Origin of the sequence: Salibacter sp. (assembly GCF_031581065.1) — a bacterium.
Taxonomy (GTDB): Bacteria; Bacteroidota; Bacteroidia; order Flavobacteriales_G; family Salibacteraceae; genus Salibacter.
Map to the genome: position 1 here is coordinate 39,964 of NZ_JAVLBN010000005.1, position 16,041 is coordinate 56,004.

At 40.3% G+C, this 16,041-nt stretch carries 13 protein-coding genes; 2 read left to right on the forward strand and 11 right to left on the reverse strand.

The window, feature by feature from the left end; genetic code table 11:
• Both RI557_RS02425 and RI557_RS02430 read left to right on the forward strand, forming a co-directional pair.
• Positions 1-912 carry an Omp28-related outer membrane protein gene (locus tag RI557_RS02425; RefSeq protein ID WP_310681844.1) on the forward strand — a complete coding sequence of 304 codons (912 nt, stop codon included), beginning with the start codon at positions 1-3 and terminating at the stop codon, positions 910-912.
• Positions 909-1,565, forward strand: a complete 657-nt coding sequence (locus RI557_RS02430; RefSeq protein WP_310667400.1) for a porin family protein — start codon at positions 909-911, stop codon at positions 1,563-1,565. Before RI557_RS02425 ends, RI557_RS02430 begins: the two co-directional genes overlap by 4 nt.
• On the opposite strand, the gene queG is transcribed toward RI557_RS02430, so the two are convergent.
• The 11 genes from queG to RI557_RS02485 form a co-directional block, all read right to left on the reverse strand.
• Entirely contained in the window at positions 1,514-2,476 is a 963-nt protein-coding gene (gene queG, locus RI557_RS02435; protein WP_310667401.1) for a tRNA epoxyqueuosine(34) reductase QueG, read from the reverse strand. The genes RI557_RS02430 and queG overlap by 52 nt on opposite strands.
• A complete protein-coding gene (gene ruvB, locus RI557_RS02440) occupies positions 2,476-3,498 on the reverse strand; it encodes a Holliday junction branch migration DNA helicase RuvB (protein ID WP_310667402.1) in 1,023 nt (340 codons plus the stop codon). Before ruvB ends, queG begins: the two co-directional genes overlap by 1 nt.
• 351 nt (positions 3,499-3,849) lie before the next feature.
• Complete coding sequence (locus RI557_RS02445; RefSeq protein ID WP_310681856.1) at positions 3,850-4,506, reverse strand: hypothetical protein; 657 nt, start codon at positions 4,504-4,506, stop codon at positions 3,850-3,852.
• A 28-nt stretch (positions 4,507-4,534) separates the two neighbouring features.
• Positions 4,535-6,310 (reverse strand): cbb3-type cytochrome c oxidase subunit I, encoded by a 1,776-nt coding sequence (locus tag RI557_RS02450; RefSeq protein WP_310667404.1) that lies wholly within the window; start codon positions 6,308-6,310, stop codon positions 4,535-4,537.
• 19 nt (positions 6,311-6,329) lie between these two features.
• Complete coding sequence (locus RI557_RS02455) at positions 6,330-7,538, reverse strand: cytochrome c oxidase subunit II (protein WP_310667405.1); 1,209 nt, start codon at positions 7,536-7,538, stop codon at positions 6,330-6,332.
• Positions 7,539-7,555: 17 nt separating this feature from the next.
• Complete coding sequence (locus RI557_RS02460; RefSeq protein WP_310681859.1) at positions 7,556-8,749, reverse strand: quinol:cytochrome C oxidoreductase; 1,194 nt, start codon at positions 8,747-8,749, stop codon at positions 7,556-7,558.
• Between the two features lie 28 nt (positions 8,750-8,777).
• Positions 8,778-9,410, reverse strand: a complete 633-nt coding sequence (locus tag RI557_RS02465) for a cytochrome c (RefSeq protein WP_310667407.1) — start codon at positions 9,408-9,410, stop codon at positions 8,778-8,780.
• Positions 9,411-9,413: 3 nt separating this feature from the next.
• Positions 9,414-9,962 (reverse strand): DUF3341 domain-containing protein, encoded by a 549-nt coding sequence (locus RI557_RS02470; protein ID WP_310667408.1) that lies wholly within the window; start codon positions 9,960-9,962, stop codon positions 9,414-9,416.
• 13 nt (positions 9,963-9,975) lie between these two features.
• Complete coding sequence (gene nrfD, locus RI557_RS02475) at positions 9,976-11,382, reverse strand: NrfD/PsrC family molybdoenzyme membrane anchor subunit (protein ID WP_310667409.1); 1,407 nt, start codon at positions 11,380-11,382, stop codon at positions 9,976-9,978.
• Between the two features lie 37 nt (positions 11,383-11,419).
• The gene (locus RI557_RS02480; RefSeq protein WP_310681862.1) at positions 11,420-14,707 is read right to left on the reverse strand and encodes a TAT-variant-translocated molybdopterin oxidoreductase; all 3,288 of its coding nucleotides are present in this window, start codon (positions 14,705-14,707) and stop codon (positions 11,420-11,422) included.
• Between the two features lie 28 nt (positions 14,708-14,735).
• A complete protein-coding gene (locus RI557_RS02485) occupies positions 14,736-16,025 on the reverse strand; it encodes a c-type cytochrome (RefSeq protein ID WP_310681864.1) in 1,290 nt (429 codons plus the stop codon).
• Positions 16,026-16,041 lie beyond the last annotated feature (16 nt).

Sequence of the window (16,041 nt, forward strand, 5' to 3'; positions counted from 1 at the left end):
ATGATGAAGAAACTTTATATATCTGTAATTTTGGTTCTGACTGTTGCGCTTAACAGTTGCGACAAAGTTGATGATCCTTACGAACACCTCGAAGCATTTATATCTGAAACGGGTGATATAAGGTTTAATGATACAGTTTACTCTGACACAAGTATTGAAAACTCGAGACGTATACTTCTAGAGGACTTTACTGGCATTCAGTGCCCTAACTGTCCTCAAGCAACTGATATTGCAGACTCATTGAAAGGCGATTATCCAAATGAAATAATTGCAGTTGCTATTCACACTGGTTTTTTTAGCGAACCTGATGATGAGTTCCCTTTAGATCTCAGGACTGAAACTGGAGACTATTTGCGTAATAATTTCAAAGTTGGATCTTTTCCTAATGGATTGATTAATCGTGCAGATTATTTCAATGATGATGACCCCTTATCCGATTATCGTCAATGGGAAAACACTATTGATCAAATGATTCAGGATCAATCATTCATGGAGCCAAGGTTTGACATGAAAGTTCAAAGTATCTACAATACAGAGAGTAGAATCCTTCGATTAATCCCCACGATAGAAGTATTACAGCCAGTTAGCGGAGAGGTTAGGCTTCACGCATTTTTACTGGAAAACGGAATTATCGGTCCGCAAATTGACAACCGTAAAACACCTTCAAAAATACCTAACTACGAGCACAATCACATTTTGAGACATGGGTTTCCGGGAAACGGTACCGGTAGAACAATTTTTACTGATGCTCAAGTTGGTGATCAATTCATCGTAGAAACTCCTCAAGATGAGCTGCGCACAAACGTATCAGAAGAATGGACAGCCAACAACATGGAAGTTGTAGTTTACCTCACCGAGGTTAACACGAATGAAATCATCCATTCTGAGCTTTTTAAAATGACAAATGAGTGATTAGATTACTTTTCATAGCAGTCTTAATTAGCTTCTCATTTCTCGGTCAGAGCCAGGGCACGCGCTTTAATGCCGGCATTAGAGGCGGTGTAGCCGGCACGCAAATAGCCGGTGACGGATATAAAGGGTTTGATAAGGCCGGAGTTATTGCTGGCCCTTATGTCTCAACTCAATTCACTGATAAATTTGGAGCAAAGCTCGAAATGCTCTACATCCAAAAAGGGAGTTGGGATCCGGCAGATCCTGAAAAAGGAAAATTTGAAAGCTACAGGATTAATTTGTCTTACATCGAACTGCCTGTGATGGCTACTTATAAATTGGGTAAATTTAACTGGGAGACCGGAGTTTCTTTCGGGACACTTTTGTCGAGTTCACAGGAAGATGAAAATGGCCCTATATCAGAACAGATGGCCTTTCTTGAATTTAACGATTTTGAGTTGGCTGTTAATTTAGGACTCACTTATTCACTTTCTGATCGCTTTGCTGTGAATGTTCGCTATTCACGTTCTTTCCTTCCTATAGCCAATGAAGTAATATTCAGGCCCAGATTTGGTGGTTTTTTTGGAGGATCATACAATACTGTAGCTCAGTTTACCATCAATTATGAATTCTTAAAATCTGATCGTGCTCCTGTAGATTCTGCAACGTATTGAATGTTTCGCTTGAGCCCATCAAAACCAGTTCGTTTCACTGGTGAGCCGGCAAAAATATCATCAAACACATCTTTCGTCAGGTTTTGCCAATCCGCTGCTGTCATTTGGAGTAAGTCACTTTTAGGATTGAAATCCGGCTCATCATGCGGAATGCTTTTCCTGTTCCACGGGCAAACATCCTGACAAATATCGCAGCCAAACATCCAGTTTTCGAATTGATTATTGAGCCCATCTGGCAGGCTTCCTTTGAGTTCTATCGTGTAATAAGAAATACAGCGATTAGCCTCTATTTCGTAAGGCCTGTCAGGGTTTAGCGCTCCAGTTGGGCAAGCATCCAAACATCGCGTGCAAGAGCCGCAAAAGTCCTTAATTTCACCATCGTACTCGAGTTCTAAATCAATGATCAATTCACCCAGAAAGAAAAAAGATCCAACTTTTGGTGAAATAAGGTTCGTGTTTTTTCCCTGCCAGCCAAGTCCACTCCTTTTGGCCCAGGCTTTGTCCATCACAGGAGCTGAGTCCACAAAAAAACGTCCATCAACTTCCCCAATTTCCTCGTTGATGAATTGAAAGAGTTGTTTCAACCTTTTTTTCAGAACCTTGTGATAATCTCGCCCATAGGCGTATTTTGAGATTTTTGGTGAATCGGCCGGTTGTCGGTTCTGACCATTAAAATAATTCATAGCGACAGAAACCACACTTTTTGAACCGGGTACTAGCTTTGTTGGGTCAATGCGTTTTTCAAAATGGTTCTCCATCCACTGCATTTCACCATTACGGTTTTTATTGAGCCAATCCTCTAGCCTGCGAGCTTCAGTTTCTAACTTTTGCGCACGCGACACGCCACAAAACATAAAACCCAACTCATGAGCCTTACTCTTGATTATCGCTGTAGCTTGCTTCTTATCCATCAAAACAAACTTCCCTGATCGTTATTTTTGGTGCGACCTAAATGTTCAAAAGCCAAAGCTGTTGCTTCGCGTCCACGCGGTGTACGGGCTATGAAACCTTCCTGAATTAAAAATGGTTCGTAAACTTCTTCTATGGTTCCGGAATTTTCTCCAACAGCTGTGGCTACTGTACTTATACCAACCGGACCTCCTTTAAACTTATCGATAATAGTCGATAAAATGCGGTTATCCATTTCATCGAGACCGTACTTATCGACATTCAATGATTCAAGAGAATACTTTGTAATTTCCAAATCAATGTGTCCATCACCTTTAATTTGAGCAAAGTCCCTAACCCTGCGCAACAAGGCATTAGCAATCCTTGGAGTTCCCCGTGAGCGCCTCGCAATTTCCATTGAGGCTTTATTGTCGATATCAATATTGAGTATTGAAGAGGATCTCTTGACAATGGAGGCGAGCAAATCTGCATTGTAATAGCTGAGCCTGGAGTTTATCCCAAACCGAGCTCTCAATGGAGATGTAAGTAAGCCTGATCGTGTAGTAGCTCCAATCAAAGTGAATGGATTGACTTCAATTTGTACCGATCTTGCATTTGGACCTGTATCGATCATAATGTCGATTTGAAAATCCTCCATTGCAGAGTACAAAAACTCTTCAATAACCGGACTCAAACGATGTATTTCATCGATAAAAAGCACATCGTTCTCTTCCAGATTTGTCAATAAGCCGGCTAAATCTCCGGGTTTATCTAGCACAGGCCCTGATGTGATTTTTATTCCTACCCCTAGTTCCTGGGCAATAATATTGGCGAGAGTTGTTTTCCCCAGTCCGGGTGGACCATGAAGAAGCACATGATCGAGCGATTCACCTCGTTGAAGAGCGGCTTCAACAAACACCTGAAGGTTTTCCACTACTTTCCCCTGACCTGTAAAATCACTGAATGATTTAGGCCTCAACACCTTCTCTACCTCTTTATCTGTTTGGCTTAAACTATCGCCTTCAGCATTTAAATACTCGTTCATGATTAACAAAAGTACATATTAAACGTTTTACGTTTTTACTACATCAATCAAATTTGCAGACATGTTCTTAGTCGTTCCGTTTGTTTATTTGTTCTTATGCGGAGTAGTTGCAATTTTCATCAATAACTCCAGGTCGCTATCAGTATGGACAATCTTTTTATTGAGCATACTTGTCACCCCTTTTGTGATGTTTATTGTAATTCCTTTTCTGCCATCAAGGCCAAAAGCATATTGTACGAAAAGATATAAATGTTTTGAAGTGGGAAAATCATATCCCTATAAAATTAAATCAAATCGGGTGATCGTTTATTACGACAAGCGGTACAGTTTCCCTGTTAAAGTATTCAACGATTATTTTTCAATCGTAACATCGTCCCAAATCTCGTCAAAATAGATCTTGAGATTGAATACATAAATTGGTGAGTTGACTTTTCTTTGAGTGTACTTATCTCCTGAAGCAATTAATCGATATCCAACACCTGCACCAAAACCTACATACTTGAATGGTTTGAACTCTCCCAGCATGTAAGGCTCATAAATGAAATTGATTTTTTTAGATGTTGAGTATTCTACGCCATAAATGTCTTCATAATTAAAATTAGATGATCCAATACCGGTCAGAACCAAAATACTGAGCTGAAAAGGGCTTTCATTGTAAAAGTTGTATTCTGCGTAAGGCGAAACGTAACGCATTCTAAAACGAGCAGATACGACCTCACTCTGCCCTCTACTATTTGTGATCATCCTGGTAGTTTTAACCTCGGATAAAAGCATATTATAGCCGATGCCTACTTTGAACACATCATCATAATTAGCACCAACCTTTACACCAACAATTCGCGCATATCGAGATCCAACAAACGAATTACGGGAATCTATTTTGAAATCGAGTTTAGGATCTGACCGAATAGCATCACTGATACTTGAAAAGAAATCAGGCTGAGAATAGCATGATAACGATAGAACAGATAAAATTACAAAAAAAATGCCCTTTGTAATAAAGGGCATTTTAAGGATTTTGTATGTCGATAGACTCTTAATGTTCGCCATCTTTTTCGCCTTCTTCAAGCGGTACTGTTTGAGGAACAAAGTCATCTTCTTTTCCAGGTTTGCTGTAATCGTAAGCCCAACGGTGAACTTCAGGAAGTTTACCAGGCCAGTTACCATGAATGTGTTCAACTGGCGTTGTCCACTCAAGTGTGTTCGACTTCCATGGGTTCTGACTAGCCTTAGGCCCACGAACCATTGAATAGAAGAAGTTGAAGAAGAATAACAACTGGGCAAAACCACCGATGATTGCAAATACTGTAATAAGGATATTGAGATCGATGAATACATCAAACATCGGGAATTCTGAATTCGTGTAGTAACGTCTGGGCACACCGGCCAATCCGAAGAAGTGCATTGGGAAGAACACTCCGTAACCAGAGATAAATGTCAACCAGAAGTGGGCGTAACCCAACTTCATGTTCATCATTCTCCCATACATTTTAGGGAACCAGTGATAAACACCTGCAAACATTGCAAGCACCGCTGATAGTCCCATTACAATGTGGAAGTGAGCTACTACAAAATACGTATCGTGTAAGTTGATGTCAAGTGCTGAATCGGCAAGGATGATACCCGTCAATCCACCAGAGATAAATGTAGATACCATACCGATTGAGAACATCATAGCCGGAGTAAAGCGGATATTACCTTTCCATAATGTGGTAATGTAGTTAAACGCTTTAACAGCTGATGGAATCGCAATCAATAGTGTTGTAAATGTAAATACCGCTCCGATGAATGGATCCATTCCGGTAACAAACATGTGGTGCCCCCATACGATGAAAGAAAGGAAACCAATTGCGAGGATAGAGCCTACCATCGCTCTGTATCCGAAAATCGGTTTACGAGCATTAGTTGAAATTACTTCAGATGTCAAACCAAGTGCCGGAAGCAAAATGATGTAAACCTCAGGGTGTCCCAGGAACCAGAACAAGTGCTGGTAAAGGATTGGCGACCCACCTGTTTGTGTGAGTGCTTCGCCTGCGATGTAAATATCTGAAAGGTAAAATGCTGTACCAAACGAGCGATCAAAAAGTAATAGAAGTGAAGCAGAAAAAAGAACAGGGAAAGATAACAATCCGAGAATGGCTGTAACGAGGATAGCCCAAATTGTAAGTGGGAGTCTCGTCATTTTCATTCCTTTTGTTCTCAAATTGATTACAGTTACAATGTAGTTAAGGCCACCTATCAACTGACTCGCAATAAAGAACACCATTGAAACTAACCAAAGTGTCATTCCAAGGCCTGAGCCCGGCATTGCCTGCGGAAGAGCACTGAGTGGCGGGTAAACTGTCCAACCGGCACTCGCTGGTCCAGACTCAACGAAAAGTGACGCTACCATGATTACAGAAGAAATAAAGAAACCCCAGTAAGATAGCATGTTCATAAATCCTGATGCCATATCTCTGGCACCAATTTGAAGCGGAATGAGTAAATTAGCGAATGTACCACTCAACCCGGCAGTCAAAAGGAAAAACACCATAATGGTTCCGTGAATTGTTCCCAGTGCCAAATACATATTGGGATCAAGTACACCATCAGGAGCCCATTTGTCTCCGAGGAAAAAATTGAGGGCGCTAAAACTCTCTCCAGGCCATGCTAATTGCAGCCTAAATAAGAGAGACATTGCCATTCCGATTGTCGCCATTACCATTCCTGTTATAAGGAACTGCTTGGCAATCATTTTATGATCGTGGCTAAAGATGTATTTAGACACGAATGATTCTTTGTGATGTTCTGCAGCGTGCGCTTGAGTACTCATGACAATAGATCTTTAAATTCTAATTTTTTTCTGCTAATACTTCTTCTTCACTTACTTCCTTTTCTTCTTCCCTACTTTGAGCAGTCTCAACACTAGTAAAAGTAGATTGTTCAGAAAGCCATTTCTCGTAATCTTCCTGTGACTCAACTACAATAGTCATTTGCATATTGTAATGAGCCGCTCCACAAATTTTATTGCAATACAGTAGATAGTTAAATTCATCATTCCCTGTTTTTTCTCGCATCTCTTCAGTTGTGATTGTTGGAGTGAAGTGGAAACGTGTTTTAGTACCAGGGACACAATTCATTTGAGCTCTAAAGTGAGGCATGTAAGCACTGTGTATTACATCCTGAGAGCGAAATTGGAAATTAACGGGTTTATTAACCGGAATGTGGAACTCCATATTCACGATCTTATCATCATCAGCATTTACGAAAGGATCAACTTCATTTTGTCTTTCGTAAGTCATGATCTTTGCTAATTGTCTTTCCTTTTTATCGAGATTCTCTTGAAGCTCTTCTTCCTTAGCTCCACCTTCAGGGGCGTTAGCTAATTCAGCTTCAATATTGATAACTTCATCTTCAAGAGTGGATTTTCTATCCTTAATGGTTTCTGGAGTGATCAAACCCAACTGGTTAGAACCACCTATAAAATTGTAGTTTGCTTCACCAAGCTTGTTATCTTCTCCAGCATAACGAGCTACCCATGCAAACTGCTTCGAATAGAGTTCAATATTGATAGAATCTTCTGGAGCATCATCTGTGATATCATTCCAGGCAGATAACCCGTAAATAACAATAACAGCCAAAACAATTGCAGGAAAAGTTGTCCATATCAACTCCAGCTTTGTACTGTGGGTAATAAAGTCTGCTTTGTGATTTGGTTTCCAATAATATTTACTGGCAAAGTAGAATAGTAAAACGTGAGTAATCGCAAAAGCCAGAATAAGAATAATCCAGTTAAAATTGAGAACGTTGTCAATAACAGCACCGTGTTCTGAAGCAGCTACAGGCAACAGATCATCACCGTATTCCCATACTAACCAAATGAAAAACCCAAAATAGGCAATACCAAACAATAACCAGAGCTTTCCCCTTAGCTTATTCTCCTGGAAATCAATATCGTCCTGATTGTTACCTCTTAGTTTTCCAGTAATTTCAAATACTCTTACAAGTTGAATAAGAGCAATTAAACCGAGAACTGATAATAGTATAATCAAAAAATTCATTTCTCTCTAGCTTTCTATTAATTGATATGGTGATGTAAACTCTCTTCCAAAAATGCGTGCTTCTTCACTACAAGCGGTGCCTTAGTCAATTGATTGAATACAACAAACAAGAACAACCCTAAATAACCGAGCATCATTCCTATCTCAACAAGACCAATAACACCTTGATCCTTCATAACTCCTGGCGTAAACAAGAAGTAAGAATCCATCCAGTGACCGAATAAAATTATTACACCTACAAACGTAAGAACACCAGCATTTCGTTTCATGTCTTTTGACATTAATAAGATCATTGGGAAAATAAAGTTGATGAGAACCATTCCCCAGAATGTAAGACCATAATCTTCGAGTCTAACAAGGAAATAAGTTACCTCCTCAGGAATGTCAGAATACCAGATTAACATGAACTGACTAAACCACAGGTAAGTCCACAAGAACGAAATGGCAAATACCCATTTACCCATATCATGAATGTGGCTGTCATTAACCTCTTTGAGGTATCCATTCTTCTTAAGGAAGATCGTAATTAAAAGCACCATAACGATACCTGAAACCCAAATACCAGAGAATATATACCATCCAAAAAGAGTTGAGAACCAGTGAGTATCAACTGACATTATCCAGTCCCAGGATCCAATGTGAATAGTATATCCAAAGAATACAAGGAAGATAGCGGCAAGAGTTAAGTTCTTTTTAAACCATTTTGACGTTTTTCCTTCTTGATCCTCAACAAGCGAACGTTTTCTAAAAAGGAATGTAAACAGGTTCCAAACTCCTAAAAGCAAGATAGCCCTAATCCACCAAAAAGGAAGATTTAAGTAAGCTTCTTTCCCGGCAATAATATCATCATAATGAGATGATGAAGGATCGTATAAAGTTTGATCCATCCAGTGATAGATATGATTCCAATGGAATGTTGCACCCAGGAAAACAATTAACAAAAGAAGCGTACCGTAAGGCATAAACATCGAAACACCTTCAAAAACGCGCTTCAAAACGACTCCCCATGCTGCCTGAGCTGCATTATTAACACCTATAAAAAAAACTGCTGCTAAGGCAATACCAAAAAAGAACCAGCCACTAATCATGGCACTAGTCCAGGTTCTGGCACCCTGACCACTGAAAATACCGTAAAGAGTAGCAATTACTCCAACAGCGATTAATCCAATGAAAAGTTTTTTAGACTTATCTGTAAATGTGAATTGATCCATCACTGACTTTTTTACTTATAAGACGCTGTTAAGCATCTTGATTCTCTGTATTATTATCTTCTTTATTTTCTTCTTCCTTCTGGTCAGAACCAGCTTTAGCCTGCATAGCTTTCAAATCCTTACCCTGTAAAGTTTGAACATAATAAACAAGCTTCCAACGATCCTCTTTGTTGATTTGAGAAGCATGAGGTCCCATCAAACCTTTACCGTAAGTAATAGAATGGAAAATTTTACCAGCTGGTAAATCCTTAAGCCTGGCACCATCATAAGCGGGTGGGGGACCAGGCCATTTTGGGTTAGATGCTACAGCACCATCTCCCTGTCCTTTTTTACCATGACACTGAATACAAAAATTAGTATAAATCTCTTTCCCTTCACTCACCAAATCTTCACTGTAAGGAAGAGGATTCTTCAACTCTTTACCAGCCTTTTCATACCCTTCAGTTGTATTCTCATACTGATATGGCATAAAGCCTCTTGGAATAGATCCCTCTGCAGGCATTCTGGCTCCCGAGTGATCAGCAAAGAGCTTTTCTTCTTCGTACGCTTCAATAGAAGGAGAGCGATACATATCAGGCATATACTCTATTCCTGGGCTTTGAGGATCTGAACATCCAGCGAAAGCCACAACTACTGTACAAATGAGGAGAACTCGCTTCATAGTCTAAACAAATTTCGTTATGCGTTCTTTTTCAAAAATTTCAACAACCTCAGTCTCCTTGAGAGCACTCTTTAAATCTTCAACAGACATTTCATTTCCTTCAGGAGATATCTCCACAGCAAAATGATCATCAGTTGTTCTTGGATGAGGATTACGTGCTGGCATTCCGGGAAATGTCATATTTCTAAAGAAATAAGTAATTGCCATACCGTGAGCTGCACACAATACAGTAAATTCAAAAATAATTGGCACAAAAGCCGGCAGGTTCTCATAGAAATTAAAACTCGGCTTACCACCAATATTCATTGGCCAGTCAATAATCATGAAATAATTGATGGCAAGCATAGAAAGCGCCAGTCCGGTAAGACCAAACAAGAACGCAGCAATTGCTAATCTCGTCCATTTAATTCCAAGAACGTCTTCTAAACCGTGAACAGGAAATGGCGAATAAGCATCATTTACCTTAATCCCCTTAGATTGAACATGCTTGATGCCATCTACCAGGAGTTCATCATCGTTGTATAAACCGTATAAGTATTTTTCTTTTGTCATGGTCAGATCCAAATTAAGCTGCTAACTCTTCATTTTCTTTTTCAGGCTTGTTACCATCACGGTAAGATTCACCAGAAACTTTCAAAATACTCTTCAATTCATTCAATGCCAATACAGGGAAGAACCTTGTAAAGAGCAGGAATAAAGTAAAGAACAAACCTATCGTTCCAACGAAAACCCCAATATCAACCCATGTTGGGTGAAACCAGGACCAGTTTGATGGAATGTAATCACGGTGTAGTGATGTTACAATAATCACAAATCGCTCAAACCACATACCGATGTTTACGAAAATCGAGAGAATAAATGATACTGTAAGACTTCTTCTCAATTTTTTGAACCAAAAAAACTGTGGAGTAATTACATTACAGGTCATCATAATCCAGTAAGACCATGCATATGGACCAGTTGCGCGATTGAGGAATGCGTATGATTCGTATTCAACACCTGAGTACCACGAAATGAATAGCTCTGATAGATATGCTGTACCCACCATAGAACCTGTAACAACAATTACAACATTCATCAACTCAATATGCTGAATCGTAATGTAACGTTCAAAATTCAATACTTTTCTCGAAATCAAGAGCAGTGTTTGTACCATAGCAAACCCTGAGAAGATTGCACCGGCAACGAAGTAAGGAGGGAATATTGTCGTGTGCCATCCGGGAATAACCGAGGTTGCAAAGTCCATTGATACAATCGAGTGTACAGAGAATACAAGCGGAGTTGCAAGTCCGGCTAAAACCAGTGAAACTTCCTCAAATCGTATCCACGCTTTTGCGTTACCTGTCCATCCAAAACTGAGAATAGAGTAGATCTTCTTGGCAATTGGCCCTGTAGCTCTGTCACGAATAGTAGCGAAATCAGGAATAAGACCAATATACCAAAACACCAGTGATACAGAGAAGTATGTTGATATCGCAAAAACATCCCACAAGAGTGGAGAGTTAAAATTCACCCATAGCGAACCAAATTGGTTTGGAATAGGAAGAACCCAATATGACATCCAAATACGTCCCATGTGAATTCCAGGGAACAAAGCAGCCATCATAACGGCAAAAATTGTCATTGCCTCAGCTGCACGGTTAATCGCCATTCTCCATTTCTGGCGGAACAACAACAACACAGCTGAAATCAGCGTTCCTGCGTGACCAATACCAACCCACCATACGAAGTTGGTAATATCCCAGGCCCAACCAACGGTAGTATTCAATCCCCATACTCCAATACCTCGGCCGATAGTATAAGTAATACTACCCAGGCCCCATAAACCAAGGAGTAAAGACATGGTGAATATAAACCACCATAACTTATTTGCTCGCCCTTCTACAGGAGCGCATACTTCTTCCGTAATCTTGTGGTAAGTAACATCCTTACCTAAAATTAGCGGCTCCCGTACTTCTGCTTCTTTAACCATCTATATCACTATTTAATGATGTATGTACTTATTCAAATTATGCTTCGTGTCCGTTGTGCTCTTTTTCACCATGACCTTGTGACCCTTCACCTTCATGGCCGTGTGATGATCCACCGTGACTTTTTACAGCTTCACTTACTCGCTCTTCATCGACATTGCGAACTTTCGTCATGTAAAATACATTAGGCTTAGTTCCAATTTCCTGAAGGAGATTATATGAGCGGTCAGAATTCGATATTTCATTCACCTGTGAATTGTCGTCATTGAGATCACCAAACTGAATAGCATTCGTTGGACATGCCGTTGCACAAGCAGTTGTAACCTCTCCATCTTTTACTGGACGACCTTCTTTTTTGGCGTTGAGTTTACCATCCTGGATACGTTGAACGCAGAAAGAGCATTTTTCCATAACACCTCTGGCTCTGACCGTAACATCAGGGTTTAGTACCATTTTACCAAGATCATCCTGAGATGGATTAACACCAGTGAATTTGTAGTCAGCTTTGTAGTTAAACCAGTTGAATCTACGCACTTTATATGGGCAGTTATTCGCGCAGTAACGTGTACCGATACAACGGTTATAAGTCATCTGGTTAAGGCCCTCATTACTGTGTGTAGTTGCAGCAACCGGACAAACAGTCTCACAAGGAGCGTGATTACAGTGCTGGCACATTACCGGTTGATAAACTGCTTCAGGGTACTCAGATGGAACTTCCATCTCAGCGTACATGTCGATTTTACCAACACCTTCTTCTTTGGCTTTTGGTTTCGTCATGTTTGAACTGAAGTAGCGGTCAATTCTCAACCAGGACATCGTTCTTGTTCTGCGAACTTCATCCTTTCCAACAACCGGCACATTATTTTCAGAGTTACAACCAATCACACAAGCACCACAACCGATACATGCATTTAGGTCAATCGTCATTCCCCAGTGGTGACCAATCTTAAGATCATGATCATTCCACATATCGAGCTTTTGCACAGGTGTTTTTTTACCGTATGCATTCGCTATTTCAATATCAGGATTCCAAACACTTTTCCCGTGTTTGTTATATGTTTTCAATGAAGTTTCATTCACGATTTTTCTACCCATCATGGTATCGTGAATTTGCGTTGAACCAATTGGATACTCAGTACCTGTAGGTTCAATTGATGCACCAGAAGCTACGTATTGCATTGTTCCGTTCACAACCTCAACAAATGGGAAAACGTTAGCACCAATTGTTTTTTGGCCCCCGGCTTTTTGATCGCCCTGAAGGATAACCTTACCAGCTTTTGTTCTACCATAACCAAGCGCGATTGAAACTGTTCCTTTACGCTGACCCGGAAGTGCGATTACAGGAAGCTCAACAGTTTTGCCGTTTACAGTAACCTTAGCTGTTTTAGCAGGATACTTTTCGGCAATTTTAATAGGATAAATCTCATTACCATTTTCATCCATCATATCTTCAGGATTCATGGCAATGTAGTTATCCCAGGTAACTTTACTTACCGGGTGTGGAAGTTCTTGCAGCCATGGGTTATTAGCGTGATTACCAACTCCCATTGATGTTTCCATGTACAATTCAACATCCCAGTTTGAAGATTTTGAAGCGTTAGAAACCGCTGATGCGCTCTTAGCCACATCAGCGTTGAACGTCATTGAGCTGTTTTCCTCACTGTCAGAACCGGCAGAACTTTCGACTTCAATCAAGCCATCGTGTACAGCCGAGTTCCAGAATGAATCAAAGTATGAATATTTAGATTGCTTAGACAGCAGATCTTTTTCCCAGTTTTTACGAATGAAATCGTAATAAGTATCTTTTTCACCAGCCCACAATAACATACTATCTTCCATTTGGCGAGTATTGAATAATGGGCGTATAGTAGGCTGAGAAATGCTGTATAATCCTTTTTTAGGATTGAAGTCATTCCATGACTCGAGGTAATGATGAGGAGTAGCGTTAACAGTACAGCTTGAAGCTGTCTCTTCAAGCCTGTCAGCAAACGATACAGCCATTCCTGCCTTTGAAAGCGCTTTATCAAAACCAAGTGATGCGGGTGCAGAGTAAACAGGGTTTGTACCATTGATGAACAACACATCTACAGATCCGCTCTTCAATTCATTTACCAATTCAACAAAAGCTTTATCATCACTTTGCTTGAGGTAAACTTCTGTTTTAGGATCAATTGTTTTGCCGTAAGAGCCTAACAAGTCATTGATCGCGTTGATCACAACCTGAGTATCTTTATCGTTAGACCCTGAAACTACAAGTGAATTGCCTTTATTAGACCACAACTCATTTGCAGCCGTTTTGATTTTGTCTGAAACGTTATTATCGTCATCAAACTTTTTCATTGAAACTGTAGCTGCTCCGGCTTTCTTTGCAAGCTCATTGTAAAGAGCAATAACCGAGAGGCCAAGTTGAGATGATTTCACAGCACCTCTTACATCAGCATTAGTACCAGTTACTGAAAAGTTAGATTCAAATTGATAATGTCGACTCATCCAGTCTTTAGACGGATTACGTCTTTCAGAATATTGTTTAGCAAATTCAATTGGTGACAACCAATTTGTAAGGAAGTCAGCTCCAAAACTTACAATCACTTTAGCTTTATCAAAGTGGTATTGAGGGATCATTGCTTTTCCAAAACTCTCCTCATTTGCGTAACGCATTCCAGCATAAGAATAAGCATCGTAAGTTACTGATTTAAAATCAGCATTTTCACCGAGACTATCTTTCAATTTGCCAATTGCCTTCTTACCTGATGGCGAGATGTATGATGATGTGAGGAATCGAACAGTTCCGCCATTGGCTCTGACCGAGTCCAATTTAGAAGCTACTGCTGAATCCACTTTCTCCCAGCTTGCACTTTCACCTTTTAGCGTTGGCCCCTGTAGTCTGCCAGAATCGTAGAGTGAAAGAACTGATGAGTTTACCCTCGCATGAAGTCCGCCTTTATTGATTGGCGAAAGCTTGTTTCCTTCAATATGAATTGGTCGACCTTCACGTGTTTTTACTAAAACATTTGCGAAATCAACACCATCGAAAAATGTTGAAGCGTAATAATTAGCCACACCGGGAACTATTTCCTCAGGTTTCACTACATAAGGAATAGACTTTGTTACTGGCGTTTCACAGGCAGCGACTGTTGCCGCTGCAACGCTAAAGCCAACAAATTTCAAAAAGTCTCTTCTCGTTGTAGAAGACTGGCTTGCCTCTTCTTTTGATAAGAATTCATCTACCGGTAAATCTTCAGCAAATTCCCGTTGTGCGTTTTTAACAAACTCAGGATCGTTGTTGTATTGCTCGAGACTGTTCCAGTATGTTCTTGAATTGCTCATATTGCGTAAAACTAAAAGTCAATAATAATTAATAATGGCACTTAGCACATTCTAAACCACCGATCTGTTCAACCGTAAACTTATCAATTCCTTCTTCCTTGTATTTCTCAACAAGTTCAGCATGAAGATCATCATAGTAATCGTTACCATTCATCTTCACTTCAGTTTCGCGGTGACAGTTAATACACCAGCCCATTGTGAGCGGTGCGTATTGTTTCATTGGGTAATCGTAAGTTTCAACCGGACCATGACACTCCTGGCACTCAATTTCACCAGCCACTACGTGCTGAGAGTGATTGAAGTAAGCAAGATCTGGGAGGTTGTGAATACGAACCCACTTAATTGGTTTTTTAGGCTTATCATATTCAGCAGTTTCAGTATTGTAACCTACTGCTTCATATATCTTAGATATTTCTTCAGTTCCCCAGCGGCTACCTTCCTGAATACCTTCGTGGCAATTCATACAAAGCATAGCTGAAGGAATATTAGAATGCTTTCCTTTTTCTGCTGCGTGGTGACAATAAACACAAGAGATTTCGTTGTCGCCAGCGTGAATTTTGTGAGAGAATTTAATCGGTTGCTCCGGAGCATATCCTTCATAAACACCAATTCCTAAAAGACCCTGCCAAACAACATTCAGAACCACAACAAGAACTACGACACCCATTAGCGCCACTACAACCTTGTTGCGACCAGCCCAATGCTGCAACCTGTCTTTTGTTGACCAGTTGAAATCTTTTACCTCACCGTCTTTCTCAAATCCATCGTCACCTTTAACATCATAAAGTAGATGTTTAACTGAACGCTTAACATCGAGAAGTACCTTGATAACGATAAGCAATACCACGAGGAAGCCAAGCATCCAGTAGAGTGTGTAATCCTCACCCGAATCCTGTGCAGCAACCATTTGTTTTTCTCCGCCACCGGCTTCTTTTTCTTCACCAGCTGAAGGATTAGCGATATAATCAAGAATCGCATTTACCTGCGCTTCGTCTAACGGCATAGCCGGCATAACCGACTTGTTATACTCTTCATATAAACCGTGAGCATAATCATCACCAGGGTTATCAGAAAGGTATTGCTGAGAGTTTTGAATCCAGGCTATGAGATTTTCTTTACTATCCCATCGATCCTGAACGCCACTCAAAGCCGGCCCTACTAACTTCCCTTCCAACTTGTGACACGAGGCACAGTTTCCTCTGAATAGCTTCTTGCCGTCCTGGGCTTCCACCTGAAGTGATAAGGCTATAAATAAAGAAAGCACGCATGCGTGCATCATCACCTTAACATTGCCGATTTTAGAATAAAATCTACTCATTACCAATAATTTATGA

What these genes read in the sequence shown, in the direction of transcription:
- RI557_RS02425 (WP_310681844.1), top strand. Translation starts at nt 1, where the DNA reads ATGATGAAGAAACTTTATATATCTGTAATTTTGGTTCTGACTGTTGCG.
- RI557_RS02485 (WP_310681864.1), bottom strand. Translation starts at nt 16,025, where the DNA reads ATGAGTAGATTTTATTCTAAAATCGGCAATGTTAAGGTGATGATGCAC.
- RI557_RS02445 (WP_310681856.1), bottom strand. Translation starts at nt 4,506, where the DNA reads ATGCCCTTTATTACAAAGGGCATTTTTTTTGTAATTTTATCTGTTCTA.
- RI557_RS02465 (WP_310667407.1), bottom strand. Translation starts at nt 9,410, where the DNA reads ATGAAGCGAGTTCTCCTCATTTGTACAGTAGTTGTGGCTTTCGCTGGA.
- RI557_RS02470 (WP_310667408.1), bottom strand. Translation starts at nt 9,962, where the DNA reads ATGACAAAAGAAAAATACTTATACGGTTTATACAACGATGATGAACTC.
- nrfD (WP_310667409.1), bottom strand. Translation starts at nt 11,382, where the DNA reads ATGGTTAAAGAAGCAGAAGTACGGGAGCCGCTAATTTTAGGTAAGGAT.
- RI557_RS02450 (WP_310667404.1), bottom strand. Translation starts at nt 6,310, where the DNA reads ATGAGTACTCAAGCGCACGCTGCAGAACATCACAAAGAATCATTCGTG.
- RI557_RS02480 (WP_310681862.1), bottom strand. Translation starts at nt 14,707, where the DNA reads ATGAGCAATTCAAGAACATACTGGAACAGTCTCGAGCAATACAACAAC.
- RI557_RS02455 (WP_310667405.1), bottom strand. Translation starts at nt 7,538, where the DNA reads ATGAATTTTTTGATTATACTATTATCAGTTCTCGGTTTAATTGCTCTT.
- RI557_RS02460 (WP_310681859.1), bottom strand. Translation starts at nt 8,749, where the DNA reads ATGGATCAATTCACATTTACAGATAAGTCTAAAAAACTTTTCATTGGA.
- ruvB (WP_310667402.1), bottom strand. Translation starts at nt 3,498, where the DNA reads ATGAACGAGTATTTAAATGCTGAAGGCGATAGTTTAAGCCAAACAGAT.
- queG (WP_310667401.1), bottom strand. Translation starts at nt 2,476, where the DNA reads ATGGATAAGAAGCAAGCTACAGCGATAATCAAGAGTAAGGCTCATGAG.